The 15663-nt window shown below is 64.5% G+C and carries 15 protein-coding genes and 1 tRNA gene; 6 read left to right on the top strand and 10 right to left on the bottom strand.

What is annotated here, in order from left to right:
- Positions 1-382 precede the first annotated feature (382 nt).
- Positions 383-625 carry a hypothetical protein gene (locus AC5RW2_RS03340; RefSeq protein WP_493962247.1) on the top strand — a complete coding sequence of 81 codons (243 nt, stop codon included), beginning with the start codon at positions 383-385 and terminating at the stop codon, positions 623-625.
- A 512-nt stretch (positions 626-1137) separates the two neighbouring features.
- Here AC5RW2_RS03340 and AC5RW2_RS03335 read toward each other — a convergent pair.
- The 6 genes from AC5RW2_RS03335 to AC5RW2_RS03310 form a co-directional block, all read right to left on the bottom strand.
- On the bottom strand, positions 1138-2253 hold the full coding sequence (locus tag AC5RW2_RS03335; RefSeq protein ID WP_493962248.1) for a tyrosine-type recombinase/integrase: 1116 nt from the start codon (positions 2251-2253) through the stop codon (positions 1138-1140).
- Complete coding sequence (locus tag AC5RW2_RS03330; RefSeq protein ID WP_493962249.1) at positions 2240-2704, bottom strand: hypothetical protein; 465 nt, start codon at positions 2702-2704, stop codon at positions 2240-2242. The genes AC5RW2_RS03335 and AC5RW2_RS03330 overlap by 14 nt, the downstream gene beginning before the upstream one ends.
- 131 nt (positions 2705-2835) lie before the next feature.
- On the bottom strand, positions 2836-3036 hold the full coding sequence (locus tag AC5RW2_RS03325; protein ID WP_493962250.1) for a hypothetical protein: 201 nt from the start codon (positions 3034-3036) through the stop codon (positions 2836-2838).
- Positions 3037-3120: 84 nt separating this feature from the next.
- Positions 3121-3267, bottom strand: a complete 147-nt coding sequence (locus AC5RW2_RS03320) for a hypothetical protein (protein WP_493962251.1) — start codon at positions 3265-3267, stop codon at positions 3121-3123.
- Positions 3264-3938 (bottom strand): hypothetical protein, encoded by a 675-nt coding sequence (locus AC5RW2_RS03315; RefSeq protein WP_493962252.1) that lies wholly within the window; start codon positions 3936-3938, stop codon positions 3264-3266. The genes AC5RW2_RS03320 and AC5RW2_RS03315 overlap by 4 nt, the downstream gene beginning before the upstream one ends.
- A 173-nt stretch (positions 3939-4111) precedes the next feature.
- Complete coding sequence (locus AC5RW2_RS03310) at positions 4112-5113, bottom strand: DUF6602 domain-containing protein (protein WP_493962253.1); 1002 nt, start codon at positions 5111-5113, stop codon at positions 4112-4114.
- 376 nt (positions 5114-5489) lie between these two features.
- Between AC5RW2_RS03310 and AC5RW2_RS03305 the strand changes: the two genes are divergently transcribed.
- On the top strand, positions 5490-6365 hold the full coding sequence (locus tag AC5RW2_RS03305) for a hypothetical protein (protein WP_493962254.1): 876 nt from the start codon (positions 5490-5492) through the stop codon (positions 6363-6365).
- Positions 6366-6676: 311 nt separating this feature from the next.
- Here the strand turns inward: AC5RW2_RS03305 and AC5RW2_RS03300 are convergent.
- From AC5RW2_RS03300 to AC5RW2_RS03285, 4 genes are all read right to left on the bottom strand, one after another.
- Positions 6677-6752, bottom strand: a tRNA-Val gene (locus AC5RW2_RS03300).
- A 263-nt stretch (positions 6753-7015) separates the two neighbouring features.
- Entirely contained in the window at positions 7016-7849 is an 834-nt protein-coding gene (locus AC5RW2_RS03295) for an NAD-dependent protein deacetylase (RefSeq protein WP_493962255.1), read from the bottom strand.
- 5 nt (positions 7850-7854) lie between these two features.
- A complete protein-coding gene (locus AC5RW2_RS03290; protein WP_364650577.1) occupies positions 7855-8319 on the bottom strand; it encodes a peroxiredoxin in 465 nt (154 codons plus the stop codon).
- The gene (locus AC5RW2_RS03285) at positions 8316-8738 is read right to left on the bottom strand and encodes a DUF3052 domain-containing protein (protein ID WP_364650574.1); all 423 of its coding nucleotides are present in this window, start codon (positions 8736-8738) and stop codon (positions 8316-8318) included. The genes AC5RW2_RS03290 and AC5RW2_RS03285 overlap by 4 nt, the downstream gene beginning before the upstream one ends.
- A 417-nt stretch (positions 8739-9155) precedes the next feature.
- Here AC5RW2_RS03285 and aceE point away from each other — a divergent pair, with 417 nt between their 5' ends.
- From aceE to AC5RW2_RS03265, 4 genes are all read left to right on the top strand, one after another.
- Positions 9156-11897: a pyruvate dehydrogenase (acetyl-transferring), homodimeric type gene (aceE, locus tag AC5RW2_RS03280; protein ID WP_493962256.1), complete on the top strand. Its 2742-nt coding sequence runs from the start codon at positions 9156-9158 to the stop codon at positions 11895-11897.
- A gap of 127 nt (positions 11898-12024) precedes the next feature.
- Positions 12025-13482 (top strand): PucR family transcriptional regulator, encoded by a 1458-nt coding sequence (locus tag AC5RW2_RS03275; protein WP_493962257.1) that lies wholly within the window; start codon positions 12025-12027, stop codon positions 13480-13482.
- A 106-nt stretch (positions 13483-13588) separates the two neighbouring features.
- Positions 13589-14554 carry an ACP S-malonyltransferase gene (locus AC5RW2_RS03270; RefSeq protein ID WP_493962258.1) on the top strand — a complete coding sequence of 322 codons (966 nt, stop codon included), beginning with the start codon at positions 13589-13591 and terminating at the stop codon, positions 14552-14554.
- Positions 14551-15618, top strand: a complete 1068-nt coding sequence (locus AC5RW2_RS03265; protein ID WP_493950039.1) for a beta-ketoacyl-ACP synthase III — start codon at positions 14551-14553, stop codon at positions 15616-15618. The genes AC5RW2_RS03270 and AC5RW2_RS03265 overlap by 4 nt, the downstream gene beginning before the upstream one ends.
- The last annotated feature ends 45 nt before the right edge of the window (positions 15619-15663 follow it).

Here is a 15663-nt window from a genome sequence, read left to right as displayed (position 1 = left end):
GATTGTGGTTGAGAAATGCCCATCTCCGTGGCAGACTGACCCGAGGCGGTTGCCTTTGAACGCCTTGGAGCCCCCATCTCCAAGTGCTGCACCGCCGATCCCCTGGCAGTTCCGTTGATCCCCCATCTAACGGCTGCCCGAAAGGCCCTGTCCCTCCCTGGGACAGGGTCTTTCCCTTTTAATCATTCGGCCGCCAATGCTGCCACAGGGTCAGCCGGCGGCGAGTGGCAAGAAGGGTTTCGGCTACCCCGTTCGCCGGCCAGCCGCATGGAGGCCCTCCGGACGCGGGTCCAGGGGCCGTTGCCCCGAAATAACGTCCCGGAAATGTCACTGCAACATCGTGCTTGCACGATGGAGAAGAGCGACTTAGCAAGGGGGCGTCATGCCAAAGAAGCACCAGCGAGACGAGGATCTTGACGGCCGCCCCGTGTGGCTGGCCGATCTTTCCCAGTTCCGTCGGGGTGACCAAGTGGAAGCCGGGCAAAACAACGTGGTCTACTACCGGGGACGCGTCGAGGGTACGGCCCCGGGCCTCGGCGTTGTCTGGATTCGCGAGAACAGGCTCAGCAGGCGCCGGATGCTGCACGCGGACGAATACTTCATCAGGCACAGCCCACAGCCTTGAGGAACGGTCCCGCCCCTCCCCCACAGAGGGCGGGGCCGCTACCTCATCAATCCGGCTTCCCTACCCCCATGTAGTCGTCGCCGGGAGACTCACGTTACACCGGAACCGGGAGGCTGCAGCCAAAGATCTGCTCAGGATTAAACCATCCGGCATCGACCTCCGAGGTGGTGGAACGGCGAGGCGGCAGGAAATAAAAGAAAACCCCGTGCTTTACAGCCCGGTTTGGTGAGGAAACTCGGGGGGCGAACGTCGGTATCCGCCCTCGAATCAGCCTCTTTTCTGGCCCAACCCTAGCTTAACCGTTTCATCGCTGGCAGACTGATTCAGGTGCCTATCCCCATAGTGCCTCGGCGGTTTCCCCAGCCGGCCGGTATGGCACAGGGCACCGTGATGGTGGGAACAGCCCCGTCGAATCCCCCAAGCAGCGGGGCTGTTCCCTTTCGTCCGGTGAGCCGTGTACCTCAAGGAGACCCCGCGCCGGGGACCTCACCTGTATCGGCGGGACGCACGCCTTACATGGCTGTGGAGTTCCGCTCGTGCCGTGGTGCGCCAGCGCGCTCGGGGACCAAGCCTTCCAGCCAGGAACAAGAAAACCGCGCCTTTTCGGTATCTAGGGTCATCGCCGCGGTGGCATGACCGAGCATCCTCTGCACCGATTTCACGCTGGCGCCCGACTGGACCGCCCACGATGCTGCCGTGTGCCGGAGGTCGTGCACCCAGAGGTCCAACGGCAGGCCGGCCCGCTCGACGGCCTGGTCGTAGTCGCGGCGTTTGAAGTTGTTCGCCCGGATCTGCTGGCCTCGTGCGGTGGTGAACAGCAGGTCCTCTCGGCCCCTCCCCTTGAGCATCGGCCGCAGCCGGTCCAGCATGAACTGCGTGAGCGGGACGGTCCGGGTCTTGCCGTTCTTCGGCGGACCGATGACCAGCCGCCCGCCGGCCTCGGTAACCGACCTCGCGACCGTGATGCGCTTCCGCCGCAGATCGACGTCCTTGGACCGCAGCTCGCACGCTTCGCCCATCCGGAGGCCGGTGGTGGCCAGCAGCCATATCAGGTCCGCATAGCGGCCGCCGATGGCGTGGGCGAGGGCCGCGACTTCGTCGACGGTGAGGAAGATGTGCTCGCGCTTGCTGCCTCGCGGCAGGTTGACTCCAGTGGCGGGGTTCGTGCGGACCCGCTGCTCGTCGACGCACCACTTCAGGAAGCTGTTGAACCGGCCGTAGATCGTCCCGACCGTGCGTGGGGCCTTGCCCATTCCCGAGACCCAGGCTTGGACGTCTGCGCGAGTGATGTCCGCCACGATCCGGTCACCCCAATGCGGGAGGATCGTCGCGTCGATATCGTAGCGGGTGGTCGACAGCGTGGAAGGCTTCAGGTGTACCAGGGTGTTCAGCCACTTCGGGAGCAGGTCTCGGACGAAGACCCGGCCCCGGTCGCTGGAGACGTATGTGCCGGGGAGTTGGTGATGCTCCACCCAAGTGATGTGCGCGAGGGCGGCGTCCTTATTCGTGAACGCTTTCTTCCGCTCCTTGCCGCCTTCGGTCCAGACAGCCTGCCAGCGTGACCCTTTGCCGTACATCGGCGTGCGCGTCCGGTCTTTCTTCAGCCACCGGTCGTCAACGCGGCCCACGGTTGCCCCACTCGAGTCTTGCTTTGATGCGCTCCCGGTCCTTGTTCGGGCGGAATCTGTCCGGCGGCCAATGTTCCACCCATGCCTGCAGGACGGTGGCGGACTCCCCGTGCCGGCCGAGCTTCCGGTAGACGACGGCGGTACGTTCGAACCAGTACGGGTCCGGCTCGCGTGTGTCGTACTGCGCCAGGGACACTGCAGCGGCCCGAAGCCCGGCCATGATGTCGAGCGCTTCATCATATCGGCGGGACCGGATGAGGTCGTCCACGGGCAGCAGCCAGCGTTCCATGTCCCAGCCGGCAACCACCCTGCGTCGGAACATCTCGTCCCGGTTCGCGGCGATGATGAGGTGCTCGGCGGCCGAGAGCTTGGGGTAGGACACTACCAGCTCGCCGTCCACGACGGCGGAGACTTCCTCCCAGCCTTTATCCGGCAGACCCGGATCGGTCATCCGCCACACAGCGCGCCTTTCAGCCCCCAAGAAGCCGATCCTATCCGGGTCGGCGGCAGCACTGCCAATGGTCGATGCTGGGCATCAGGCAACGATCCCCAGCACTCGTGCCGCGGCGCGCTCCGCGTCGGTCAGCGAGTTGAGCAGGTTCGGGAGATGATGTACGTCAGGTTGCAGACCAACCTGACGTTGCCGCTCACGGGGTCCTGGTGCCGGGTCTCGCGGACGTACTCCTTCAGGACCGTCAGGGCGAAGGGCATCCTCCGCCGGTTGAGCAGGAGCGTGGTTGCGATGCCTTGGAGCTGGGTGTTGTGCGGGTTGTTCAGGTCCATGGTGGGCCTTCCGGTCGGGCGGTTACGGACAGAGAACCGGGGCTCTCGACCTTCCTCTATGCCCAGACTCGCCGCACGGCGCGTTCAGCCCTCCCGGGAGCCCTCCAGCATCCGCTCCACAGCGGTCACCGTCCGACCCATCCGACGGGCCACCTCCTCCACTGTGAGGCCGAGGGACAGTAGGTAGCGGGTGTCCCCGACCGTGGTCGCGTAACTCCTTCGTCCATTCATCGCAAGGCAGCCTTGGACTCCTCAGACAGTCGCTCTTCAAAGATGTCCCGCAGAGCATCAACATTCGCCTTGAGATTCTTCATCTTCTCGGGTCGCTTGCCTTCGACCATCTGCCATTCAGTGAGGTTGCCGATCCAATTACCCACAACATCACCAAGCGGCTCAATGATGAACTTGAGCTGCTCAGCTGTGATCTCTTGGGCACTGAAAGCACGTGTAAGGATCAGCGCATATTGGGTCACGCTCTGATAGAGCGAAAGATGCTCCTGGGTCAAGTCGTAGAGATCATCGTGCTCCCCTTTGAGATACATGCCCCAGATGGCCCAGTTCATCGATACCTCGTGGGTGCCCTGAACGAAGTCGTAATCCGCGTCGCGTACACCGACCAACACGGAGCGCATGGAATTCAAGTAAGTGGCGAGTGCTTCCACCTGGTGTTCTTCCCGCATGAGCCGCACGTTCAGTTCGAAATTGGTCTGTGCCTGCGTCTCTGCAGCGTCCAGCTGTTTCTCCAGCGCAGTCTCTCTGGCCTCGCTGTCTTCTTTCATTGCCTTCAGCGTGCGCCTCGATATATGCCAAGCCGCGAAAGCAAACCCGGCCAGCACCAGGGTCCCAATAGCGGTTAGCCACGCAGCCCAGGCGTTCCAATCGACCGTGCAGAGCTGTTCCATGCCCGAGTGTTCCCCCTCAACGTGATTTGTAATCCGTCTTGTATCCTACGGTCGCAGTGGTTGCCGGTTTTGTGTTGCTTTACTTGCGGCGTTCCCCGAACGCTTCATCGCAGAACCCTGTAGCAGGGGCGAATGAACCGAGCGATGGGAGGACCACAATCGACGTTGTGGCTTTACCATGGTGAATGCATCCCGAAAAAACGCGAATTTTCCCGGTTCGGCAAGGCAGTTGGATTCATTTCAAGGGTGCGTTTGACCCCTTCTGACAAGACTTCGTCTACTGCCCAGTCCCGTCGAATTCCGCGACCCTGCGTGCCGGTCCCCGTAAGGACAAAACCTTGAGTGATCTCTCTCAATGCTGGATCGGAGATCGATAGGAGTGCGTAGAGTTCTGTGAGGAAAATTGCTACGGGGGGTACGGCACCCGTGTTGGATGAATCGATGTGCGTTGTTATCAATTGCTCAGGGTGTGTGAAAACCTGGCCATCCGCTTCGAAATGGAAGCCGGGCATATAATTGGTTAGCTTGCTCCAAGTGCCGAGATCCGCGATGCAGACGAGGTCAAGGCTTTCCTTGGGATGCTTGGCGATTTCGCAGTCTCGGCGTTGAAGCTCCTTCTCAACGTTAGCCGCTGGCGCGGATGCCGGCTTCTTCCAATCATGGGAATGGGCCAACAGGCCGTATGGGAAGGGCCGCATGAGCTCGCGTCGGGATGTTCCGTCTCTGTGAGCCAAGGAACGCTGGAGTGCTGCGCATTCTTCCACAGCTTCACGGATCGAGTCGGGTCGCAGGGTAAGTTTCACTGAGAACGCGGCCGCAACCCCAGAAGCGAGTATCTGCGTCTTCTTGCGCAAGTTCTTGGGGTAGCCAGGTCGAAAAATGATGACGTCCGTTTCTTGACGTCGTGCGTCGGGTTCGGCTTCCCCGACAATGTATTTCCTCTTCGCCACTTCGTAGTGAGGAGGAAGCCACTCCGACAGAAACTCAACCCACAGGTCTTCCGCCTCGTGGCCGCCTTCCTGGATCTCCGACTTCGACTGCGAAATCTTGCTGAAGATTCTCTTATAGTCAGTATTCATATCTTCAGTGGCTCGCATCAACCACTCGTGATGTAGGTGCCCCGGCGCTGGGTTGTCTCCCAAGACTCCGTAGGTGTAGTACTGCTGCTCGTCCATGTTCGGATCGTAGCCGCCGGCCCCGTTCGGGAGAAAAACGGTTTCGGCCCTATTTCCGGTTTGAGACAATTCAATGCCTGCCGAAGAGATCAGAGCCCCTGTATGGAGCCGATCATTGGTCGGCCTCCGGGTCTGCCTTTCCCAGGAACTTGCGTTCACCCGCGGTCAGTGGGCGCACGTTCTCAGGTGTCTCGGTCAGCAACCTTTTCCGTTTCTGCTGCCTTATCCGGTATCGACATTCCCCAACCCAACTGCCGCTCTTTGGCGGCTACTAATCGTGCACGTGAACGCATCGTTGCATCACGCGCACAGTTAGTCCTCGAAATAAGCCGAACTCTGAGCGAAAGCTAAGCAGGGGCTGAGACAAGCTACAGCAATGCACAATGAGTGGGACGAGCGACACGAAGCTCCTATCTTCCGGTGGTCCAAGACTGAAGAAATTGAATTGCAGGAAGCGGACCGTGAGAGGCACACTGTCGAGCCGGACCCGGCAAAAGGTGAAGAGCTCCCGCTAGAGGCGTTGTTCCTCCCCCGCGATTCTTCCGACCTGATCGTCGTCCTGCATGGAGCGTTCGCCCGGGCAGAGATAATCCCGCCGCGTTTCGAATGGCTACGCACCCTGTCGGCAATACGCCGTGAGAACCTCCTCTTCCGTGCCGACACCACTCTCAATTTGGACGAAAAACTAGGCCTCGCCTGGTACATCGGAAATCAGCGCGACAACCTGACGGCGCGGCTGGCGGAATACATCCGTAAGATCGCCGAACTGCGAAACATCAAGCGGGTCGTCCTCTTGGGCAGTTCAGGTGGTGGCTTCGCAGCATTGGCCATGGGGCATCGCATCCCCGGTTCTCTTGCCGTGGCAGTGTCTCCCCAGTCAACGGTGCGCGAGTACCTTCCCTGGTCATTCGAGCACCTGCAACGTGTTGTGTTCCCAGAATTCCCATCCTTCCAAGAGGTGGAGGCAGCCGACCCCTCAAGGTTCGACCTTGTGGAGCTATACCGGAAGCCGGCAGCGGAAGGTGCCCGGTTCTGGTACATCCAGAACAAGGGCGACACCTACCACGTCGACCGGCATTACCTCCCGTTCGTGCAAGCGCACGGGGTGGCCGAAGGTGGCGGGATCACTGCCGATGGCACCGGACGCTTCACGGTCGATGACTGGGGCCCGGGACACCGGGGCCCGGAGAGCCCCCTCCTTCGAGCCATGCTAGACGAAGCGTTCTCAGGCTCTTTCGAACTCAACATGTAACCCCAGCCTATAGCGCGCAGCGAAGGTCCCCATCAAACGGTGGGGCCTTTCGCGTTAGCAACCCGCATCACGCCCGGCGCAGCATCGGCCCGCTGTCGCGTACAGATGGCTGCGCCGACGCATGCCCCGCGCCGCCGTCGGGCCAGCACCAATCTGTGGCTCTGCGGGAGAACCTTGGGAGGATTTTGGGAGGAACGGTTCCCAGGCGATCCCGATAAACCCCGACAATTCGCGGAAGCTGTGGAACAAGCCGGAAACAAGAAAACCGCGCCGTTCGGGGGAAGAATCCCTTGAACTGACGCGGTTTTGGGTGGTGGGTCCTACCGGGATCGAACCGATGACATCCACGGTGTAAACGTGGCGCTCTACCAGCTGAGCTAAAGACCCGTTGTAATGTCGAAAGCGGGACCGCGGAGCGTTATCCGCCGCAACATCACGAGGATTTACTCTACCGGATAAATGGGCATGAACGCCAACCAAACTTCAGTGGCAACAAACACGATGGATCCATAAACCTGATCGACCGCTCAGGTGGGCTGGGGCACAGTCAGGAGGCTCCGCCGTCGTCAGTTCCAAGAGCAGTTCGGGGAAGCTGCGGGAGCAGTTCAGGCAGGCTTGCGGGGGCAGTTCAGCGGGCTTGCTGTAGCAGTTCAGGCGGGCTGCTGGAGCAGGCCGGGCAACTCCACGGCCAGGTAGCCCAGCGCCTCGGAGACGCCTGCCTCCAGCTTCACGTCGGCCAGGTTGTCGCCGCGGGTGGCACCACGGTTGATGATGACCACCGGCTTGCCCTGTTTGGCGGCGTGCCGGACAAAGCGCAGGCCGCTCATCACGGTCAGCGATGAACCAGCCACCAGCAGCGCCTCGCCGTCGTCCACCATGGCGTAGGCGGCCGTGACCCGGTCTTTGGGCACGTTCTCGCCGAAATAGACGAAGTCGGGCTTGAGCATGCCGCCGCAAACCAGGCAGTCCGCCACCACGAAGTGGGCGGTGTGGGCGACGTCGGCGTCGGCATCCGGGGCCACGTCACCAGCATCCCCGGTAGCAGCATAGGCCGGGTTGAGTTCCTCCAGCCGGGCAGCCAACGAGGAGCGGGTGGTCACGTCGCCGCAGTTCAGGCAGATGACCTGGTCAAAGCGGCCGTGCAAATCGATCACGTTCACGCTGCCAGCGTCTTCGTGCAGCCGGTCCACGTTCTGCGTAATCAGGCCGGCCACCACGCCGTTGGTCTCCATCGCGGCCAGCGCGTAGTGACCGGGGTTGGGTGCGGCGTGGTGCATGTGCCGCCAGCCCACGTGGTTGCGGGCCCAATAGCGGCGGCGGAGTTCCTCGTCGCCGACGAACTGCTGGTACGTCATTGGGGTGCGCGGCACCGAGGTGGGGCCACGGTAGTCCGGGATACCGGAATCGGTGCTGAGGCCGGCGCCGGTCAAGACGGCCAGACGGCGTCCGGCCAGGATCTCGAGCGCCGGCGCCAGCAGCTCCATGGCGGCTAGAGCTCTTTCAGCACGCGGTGGTATTCCTGGATGTCGCGGGCCTGGCCACGCGGGTTGCGGATCTCGTGCCGCAGGATGCCCTCCGCGTCGATGATGAAGGTGCCGCGCAAGGCCATGCCGGATTCTTCGTCGAACACGCCGTAGGCCTTGGCTACCTCGCCGTGCGGCCAGAAGTCGGCCAGCAGGTCGAACTCGTAGCCTTCCTGCTCGGCGAAGGCACGCAGCGCGAACTTGTGGTCCACGGAGACGGCGACGACGCGGGCGTTTTCACTGCGGAAGGCGGCAAGGTCGTCGCGCAGCTCGCACAGCTCGCCGGTGCAGATGCCGGAGAACGCAAACGGGTAGAACACCACCACCACGTTCCCGCCGCGCAGCGCAGACAGCCGGATGGGTTCGCCGAACTGGTTGACCAGCTCGAAATCGGGCGCGGGAAGGCCCACTTGCGGTGCAGCCGCGCTCACTTGTTGGTCCGCTTGCTGACCAGCCGATTTGCGGACCAGTCGCTGGACACACCGGCGGACGTGGTCACGTGCAGGCCGGCGGTCGGCGCCGCTTCCTGCACATCGGATGCCGGCACGTAACCGTCGCGGCCCGACTTCGGCGTCAGCAACCACACCACGCCACCGGGGGCGAGCGTGGTCTGCGCATCGACCAGCGTGTCCACCAGGTCCCCGTCGCCGTCGCGCCACCACAGGATCGCCGCGTCAACCACGTCGTGGTCGTCCTCGGTGAGCAGCTCGGAGCCGGTGAGGTCCTCGATGTCGTCGCGCAGATCGAAGTCCACGTCCTCGTCATAGCCGAATTCCTGGATTAGGTCTCCGTCTTTGAAACCCAAATTGCCTGCCACATTCTCTACTGCGGCGGCTTCGGCCTCGCCCACTGTGCTCCTCCTGTATGGAACGTATTGATCCGCCCACCGGAAAAAGTGAGCGTGTTGCTAGTTACAAGCCAACACCCTAATCGCCATCGCTTCAAGCCACCCGCAAGATGGGGCGGAATTTTGTCATGGCGCGTCCCTCTTTTGCGGGGCACCAGACACCGACGACGGCGGTGCGCGCGGCCTTGGTGGGTTGGGCCGGGGTACGGCGCTAGCGGCTTAAAGAAGCCTGCGGTGGAGGCGGTCGACGGCGGTGCCCGCGCGCCGTCGTCGTAATAACTGGCATGCGGGGCTTCGGCTGCGCTGTAATGCGGTGAACAGTTAGAGTGGCAGTGAAGAATATCCTCCCGGCCGGACCTTGCGCCGGGTCGCTATGCCACGTAAAGCGCAGACACAATCTGCACGTATGAGAGGTTGGACGTGAGCGCAGGAGAAGATACCTCGCACATCCTGAGCGGGCTGACAAGCCAGCTGTCGGATCGCGATCCCGAAGAAACCGCCGAATGGATCGAATCCTTCGACGGCCTGGTGGATTCCCGGGGCACTGAACGTGCCCAATACATTGTCCGCTCCCTCCTGCAGCGTGCAGGTGCGCAGAGCGTTGGCGTGCCGATGGTGACCACCACCGACTACGTGAATACCATTCCGGTGGACCAAGAACCGGAGTTCCCCGGCGACGAAGAAATCGAGCGCCGCTACCGCGCGTGGATGCGCTGGAATGCGGCCATGCTGGTGCACCGGGCCCAGCGCCCGGACATTGGCGTCGGCGGGCACATCTCCACCTACGCCGGCGCAGCCACTCTCTACGAAGTGGGCTTCAACCACTTCTTCCGCGGCAAGGACCACCCCGGCGGCGGCGACCACGTCTTTTTCCAGGGCCACGCCTCCCCCGGCATGTACGCACGCGCGTTCATGGAAGGCCGGCTCACCGAGGAAGACCTTGACGGCTTCCGGCAGGAAAAGTCCCGCGAGGGCCACGCCTTGCCGTCCTACCCTCACCCGCGGTCCATGCCCGAGTTCTGGGAGTTCCCGACCGTTTCGATGGGCATCGGCCCGGCCAACGCCATTTACCAGGCGCAGCTGAACCGCTACGTGCACAACCGCGGCATCAAGGACACCTCCGATCAGCACGTCTGGGCGTTCCTGGGCGACGGCGAGATGGACGAGCCGGAGTCGCGCGGCTTCCTGCAGCTGGCTGCCAACGAAAAGCTGGACAACCTCACCTTCGTGATCAACTGCAACCTGCAGCGCCTGGACGGACCGGTGCGCGGCAACGGCAAGATCATGCAGGAGCTTGAGGCCTTCTTCCGCGGTGCCGGCTGGCACGTCATCAAGGTGACCTGGGGCCGCGAGTGGGACGAGCTGCTGGACAAGGACCGCGACGGCGCGCTGGTGGACATCATGAACTCCACCCTCGACGGCGACTACCAGACGTACAAGGCCGAGTCGGGCGGGTTCGTCCGCGAGCACTTCTTCGGCAAGACCCCGCAGACCAAGGAAATGGTCGCGGACATGACCGACGAGCAGATCTGGAACCTCAAGCGCGGCGGCCACGATTACCACAAGGTCTTCGCGGCGTACGATGCGGCGACCAAGTTCAAGGGCAAGCCGACAGTGGTGCTGGCCCAGACGGTCAAGGGCTACGGCCTGGGCACGCACTTCGAGGGCCGCAATGCGACCCACCAGATGAAGAAGCTGACCCTGCAGGATCTGAAGGACTTCCGCGACCACCTGCGGATCCCGATCAGCGACGAACAGCTCGAAGCCGATCCGTACCGTCCGCCGTACTACCACCCGGGACCCGACGCCCCGGAGATCAAGTACATGATGGAACGCCGCGCCGCACTGGGCGGGGCGGTGCCGGAACGCCGGACCGAGCACAAGCCGATGCACCTGCCGGAGGACAAGGCCTACGAAGTGGCCAAGCGCGGGTCCGGCAAGCAGCAGGCCGCCACCACCATGGCGTTCGTCCGGCTGCTGAAGGACCTGATGCGGGACAAGGAGTTCGGGGCCCGCGTGGTGCCGATCATTCCGGACGAGGCGCGGACCTTCGGCATGGACTCGTTCTTCCCGACGGCCAAGATCTACAACCCCAAGGGCCAGAACTACCTGTCCGTGGACCGCGATCTGGTGCTGGCGTACAAGGAGTCCCCGCAGGGCCAGATCCTGCATACCGGCATCAACGAGGCCGGCTCCACCGCCGCCTTCACCGCCGTGGGCACCTCCTACGCCACCCACGCCGAGCCGTTGGTGCCGATCTACATCTTCTACTCGATGTTCGGCTTCCAGCGCACCGGCGACTTCTTCTGGGCCGCCGCCGACCAGATGGCACGGGGCTTCGTGATCGGCGCGACCGCCGGACGCACTACCCTGACCGGCGAAGGACTGCAGCACGCCGACGGGCAGTCCCCGATCTTGGCCTCGACGAATCCGGCCGTGGTCACCTACGACCCGGCCTACGGCTACGAAATCGGCCACATCATGCGCTCCGGCCTGGAGCGCATGTACGGCGGGAACCATCCGGATCCCAACGTGATGTACTACCTGACCGTGTACAACGAGCCGATCGTCCAGCCCGCGGAACCCGAGGAACTGGACGTTGAGGGACTGGTCAAGGGCATCTACCTGCTGGCTCCGGCCAAGATCGACGGACCGCGCACCCAGCTGCTGGCCTCCGGCGTGGCCGTGCCGTGGGCACTGGAAGCCCAGCAGCTGCTCGCCGATGACTGGGGCGTTTCCGCCGATGTCTGGTCGGTGACCAGCTGGAACGAGCTGCGCCGCGACGGCCTGGCCGCCGAGGAAGAAGCCTTCCTGAACCCCGGTTCGGAGCCGCGCAAGCCCTTCGTCGCGCAGCAGCTCGAAGGCGCCACCGGCCCGATCGTGGCCGTCAGCGACTACATGGCTGCCGTGCCGGACCAGATCCGGCAGTACCTGCCGAACGAGTTCGCCACGCTCGGCGCCGACGGCTTCGGGTTCTCCGACACCCGTGCCGCTGCCCGGCGGTTCTTCAAGATTGACAGCCACTCGATTGTGGTCCGTGCGCTGCAGATGCTGGCCCGGCGCGGCGAAGTGGATGCGAACGTGCCCAAGGAGGCGTTCGAGAAGTACCGGCTGATGGACGTCAACGCCGGCACCTCGGGCAACGCCGGAGGCGAGTCCTAACCCGGCAACAGCGCCATTGTCCAAGCGGCGGACCCAGGCTTCCACGGCCGGGTCCGCCGCTTGTTTTAGTAGGAACCACACAAAAGACCGAATGGAGCTTGCACCGCCGAGTGCGTATGCTCTTTGCATGCCCCAAGCCCGGACCGAGACCGCCAAAGCTGCTGAGCAGCCGGCCACCCAGCATACGTCGGCGGCCCCGGCATCCGCGGACACTGCGCAGCCGACCTCGGCAGCCCCGGCCGCCGGGGCTGCCTCAAATACTGCGCAGCAGACCGCAGACGAGTCCCCTGCGGCTAAGCCGGCCGGGAAGCCTGCCCAGAAGCCCGCCGAGACCAAGCCGACGTCGGCAACATCCCCCACCCGCCGCCGCGCCGGCACAGGGCGGAAGGCCGACCGCGCGGCCACCGGCAACCCGGAGACGCTGGACCGGCTGCGGTCCAAAATCGGCGCCTTGGCCACGGCCACGTTGAAGCGGCTGGACTCGGACCTGCCTTGGTACCGCGGGCTGCGCCCGGACGAACGGTCCGCGCTGGGCCTGGTGGCGCAGAAGGGCATCGCCTCCTTTGTCACCTGGTACGAACGCCCCACCTCCCCCGCGTGGGTGATGAACGACGTCTTCGGCACCGCTCCCACCGAGCTGACCCGCTCCATCAGCCTGCAGCGGGCCCTGCAGCTGATCCGCGTGGTGGTCGAAGCGGTGGAGGACGAAGTCGCGGATCTGGCCGGCGGCAGCGACGAAGCCCAGCTGCGCGAAGCCGTGCTGCGCTACTCCCGTGAAGTGGCCTTCGCCGCCGCGGATGTCTATGCCCGCGCGGCCGAGACCCGCGGCTCGTGGGACACCCGGCTCGAGGCGCTGGTGGTGGATGCGATCCTGCGCGGCGAAAGCTCCGATGCGTTGCGCTCCCGGATTGCCGCGGTCGGCTGGAAGACCACCGGCCCGATCACGGTGATGGTGGGCGGCTCCCCCGGTGAACCAGGCCCGAGCTTCGTGACCGAGCTGCGCCGCGCCAGCTCCCGCTACGCCGCCGACACCTTGGTGGGTATCCAGGGCGACCGGCTGATCCTGGTGCTGGGCGGCGTGACCGACCAGGACACCGCGTTCGTCCGTCTGGCCGACCTCTTCGGCCCCGGCCCCGTGGTCTACGGGCCCGAGGCCCGCTCGCTGGTGGACGCCAGCACTTCGGCGCAGGCCGCGTTCGCCGGGCTCAGCGCCGCGAAGGCCTGGCCGGCGGCACCGCGGCCGGTGGCGGCCAACGACCTGTGGCCCGAGCGGGTGATGTCCGGCGACGATATTGCCCGCCGGGACCTCTACAAGTACATCTACGTTCCGCTGGTCAACGCCGGCAATGGGCTGGTCGAAACACTCTCCAGCTACCTGTCCCTGGGGCACTCACTGGAAGCCACGGCGCGCGAACTGTTCGTCCACGCCAACACGGTGCGCTACCGGCTGCGCCGGGTCTGCGACGTGACCGGCTGGGACCCGCTGCTGCCGCGCGAAGCCTTCGTGCTCCAGACCGCGCTCGGCGTGGGCCGGCTGATTGCTCCGGCGCGGAGCCCGAAGGACCGCCAGCCCACCCGGCAATAGCCTGCGACAATAGGCACTACCTTGTAGACTTCCTACAAAGCGGTCCGGCGAGCTTCGTGTGCCGAAACACCGTGGAAACCATCTCCTCTTTGGAAAGCTTGAATACGTGCTTGCAATAGTCTGCCCAGGCCAGGGCTCCCAGACGCCCGGATTCCTCAGCCCCTGGCTGGAGGTACCCGGCGTGGCCGAACACCTCGGGCTGCTCAGCGACATCGCGCAGCTTGACCTGCTCTCCCACGGGACCGTGTCCGATGAGGAGACCATCAAGGACACCGCCGTCGCCCAGCCGCTGATCGTCGCCGCTGGCCTGCTGGCCGCCCGCGCCCTCACCGCGGACGAGGCGCTGGATCTGTCCACCGTCGTCGCGGGCCATTCGGTCGGGGAAATCACCGCCTCCGCCGTCTCCGGCGCGCTGACCGAGAACGATGCGATGAACTTTGTGCGCGAGCGGGCCAACGCGATGGCCCGTGCCGCCGCGCAGACTCCCACCGGCATGAGCGCCGTGCTCGGCGGCGATCCGGACGAAGTGCTGGCCGCCATCGAGGCCGCCGGCCTGACCCCGGCCAACGCCAACGGCGGCGGCCAGACGGTTGCCGCCGGCACCTTGGAGCAGCTGCAGGCGTTCGCCGCGAACCCGCCGGCCAAGGCCCGGGTCATCCCGCTGAAGGTGGCCGGCGCCTTCCACACCGAGCACATGGCTCCCGCGGTCAGCGCTTTGGAGAATCTGCGCCCGCAGCTGAAGCCGGCGATGCCGTCACTGACCCTGCTCTCCAATTACGACGGCGAACCCGTCGTCGGCGGCGAGGAGAATCTGGACAGCCTGATCGCCCAGGTCTCGCGTCCGGTGCGCTGGGACAAGTGCATGGAGAAGATGCTGTCCGTCGGCATCACCGGGCTGCTGGAGCTGCCGCCGGCCGGAACCTTGGCCGGGCTGGCCAAACGCGGCATGAAGGGCGTGGCCACCATGTCGCTGAAGTCGCCGGACGATCTGGATGCAGCTAAAGCCTTCATCGCCGAACACACCGAACAGACCCCCGTCCTGAACAGCATGTCTGGAGAATCCGAGAAGTGAGCACCCCCGTCATTCAGCAGACCCCGCTCCGCGACTTCTCTCGCGTGCTGGGAATCGGCGCCTACCGCCCCGACGTCATCGTCACCAACGACGATGTCTGCCAGTGGATCGATTCCTCCGACGAATGGATCCGTCAGCGGACCGGAATCGTCACCCGCCACCGGGCCAACGCCAACACCTCCGTCCTGGACATGGCCGAAGGCGCTGCCAAGGAAGCGATGGGTCAGGCCGGCATCACCGGCGACCAGCTCGGAGCCGTGATCGTCTCCACCGTGTCGCACCCGTACGCCACGCCGTCGGCCGCTGCCGCCTTGGCCGATCGGGTAGGGGCCACGCCGGCCCCCGCCTATGACATCTCCGCCGCCTGCGCGGGTTACTGCTACGGCATCGCCCAGGCCGACGCGCTGGTCCGTTCCGGCACCGCCGATTATGTGCTGGTGGTCGGCGCGGAGAAGCTTTCCGATGTCATCGACAACACCGAGCGGACAATCTCCTTCCTGCTGGGCGACGGCGCGGGCGCCGTCGTCGTGGGTCCCTCTGACATCCCGGGCATCAGCAAGCCGGTGTGGGGCTCGGACGGGAGCAAGTGGGACACCATCAGCATGACCCACTCGCTCAATTCAGTGCGCGAGCTGTCGCTGGCCGCCGAGGCCGCCGGCTCACTGTCCGCCGTCTCGGACACCTTTGACGAAAAGGACACCAAGCTCTGGCCGACGTTGCGCCAGGACGGGCCATCCGTGTTCCGCTGGGCCGTGTGGGAAATGGCCAAGGTGGCCAAGCAGGCGCTGGCGGCCGCCGGGCTGCAGCCGGAAGACCTCGCCGCCTTCGTTCCGCACCAGGCGAACATGCGCATCATCGACGAGATGGTCAAGCAGCTGAAGCTGCCCGAGAGCGTGGTGGTGGCCCGCGACATCGCCGACGCCGGCAACACCTCGGCCGCCTCGATCCCGCTGGCGACGCACCGCCTGCTGCAGGAGAACCCCGCGCTCTCCGGCGGACTGGCCCTGCAAATCGGCTTCGGCGCCGGCCTGGTGTTCGGCGCGCAGGTCATCGTCCTGCCGTAGACTGCCTTGCGGTAGTCGGGCCTCCCCTACATTCCAACCAGAACC

It is taken from the genome of Arthrobacter sp. B0316-1-20 (assembly GCF_059091865.1).
This window is presented reverse-complemented; position numbering and strand designations above follow the sequence as displayed.

Bases quoted from the DNA above. Each gene is read 5' to 3' on its own strand.
- AC5RW2_RS03340 (WP_493962247.1), top strand. From the start codon at position 383: ATGCCAAAGAAGCACCAGCGAGACGAGGATCTTGACGGCCGCCCCGTG.
- AC5RW2_RS03330 (WP_493962249.1), bottom strand. From the start codon at position 2,704: ATGACCGATCCGGGTCTGCCGGATAAAGGCTGGGAGGAAGTCTCCGCC.
- AC5RW2_RS03325 (WP_493962250.1), bottom strand. From the start codon at position 3,036: ATGGACCTGAACAACCCGCACAACACCCAGCTCCAAGGCATCGCAACC.
- AC5RW2_RS03320 (WP_493962251.1), bottom strand. From the start codon at position 3,267: ATGAATGGACGAAGGAGTTACGCGACCACGGTCGGGGACACCCGCTAC.
- AC5RW2_RS03315 (WP_493962252.1), bottom strand. From the start codon at position 3,938: ATGGAACAGCTCTGCACGGTCGATTGGAACGCCTGGGCTGCGTGGCTA.
- AC5RW2_RS03310 (WP_493962253.1), bottom strand. From the start codon at position 5,113: ATGGACGAGCAGCAGTACTACACCTACGGAGTCTTGGGAGACAACCCA.
- AC5RW2_RS03305 (WP_493962254.1), top strand. From the start codon at position 5,490: ATGCACAATGAGTGGGACGAGCGACACGAAGCTCCTATCTTCCGGTGG.
- AC5RW2_RS03295 (WP_493962255.1), bottom strand. From the start codon at position 7,849: ATGGAGCTGCTGGCGCCGGCGCTCGAGATCCTGGCCGGACGCCGTCTG.
- AC5RW2_RS03275 (WP_493962257.1), top strand. From the start codon at position 12,025: ATGCCCCAAGCCCGGACCGAGACCGCCAAAGCTGCTGAGCAGCCGGCC.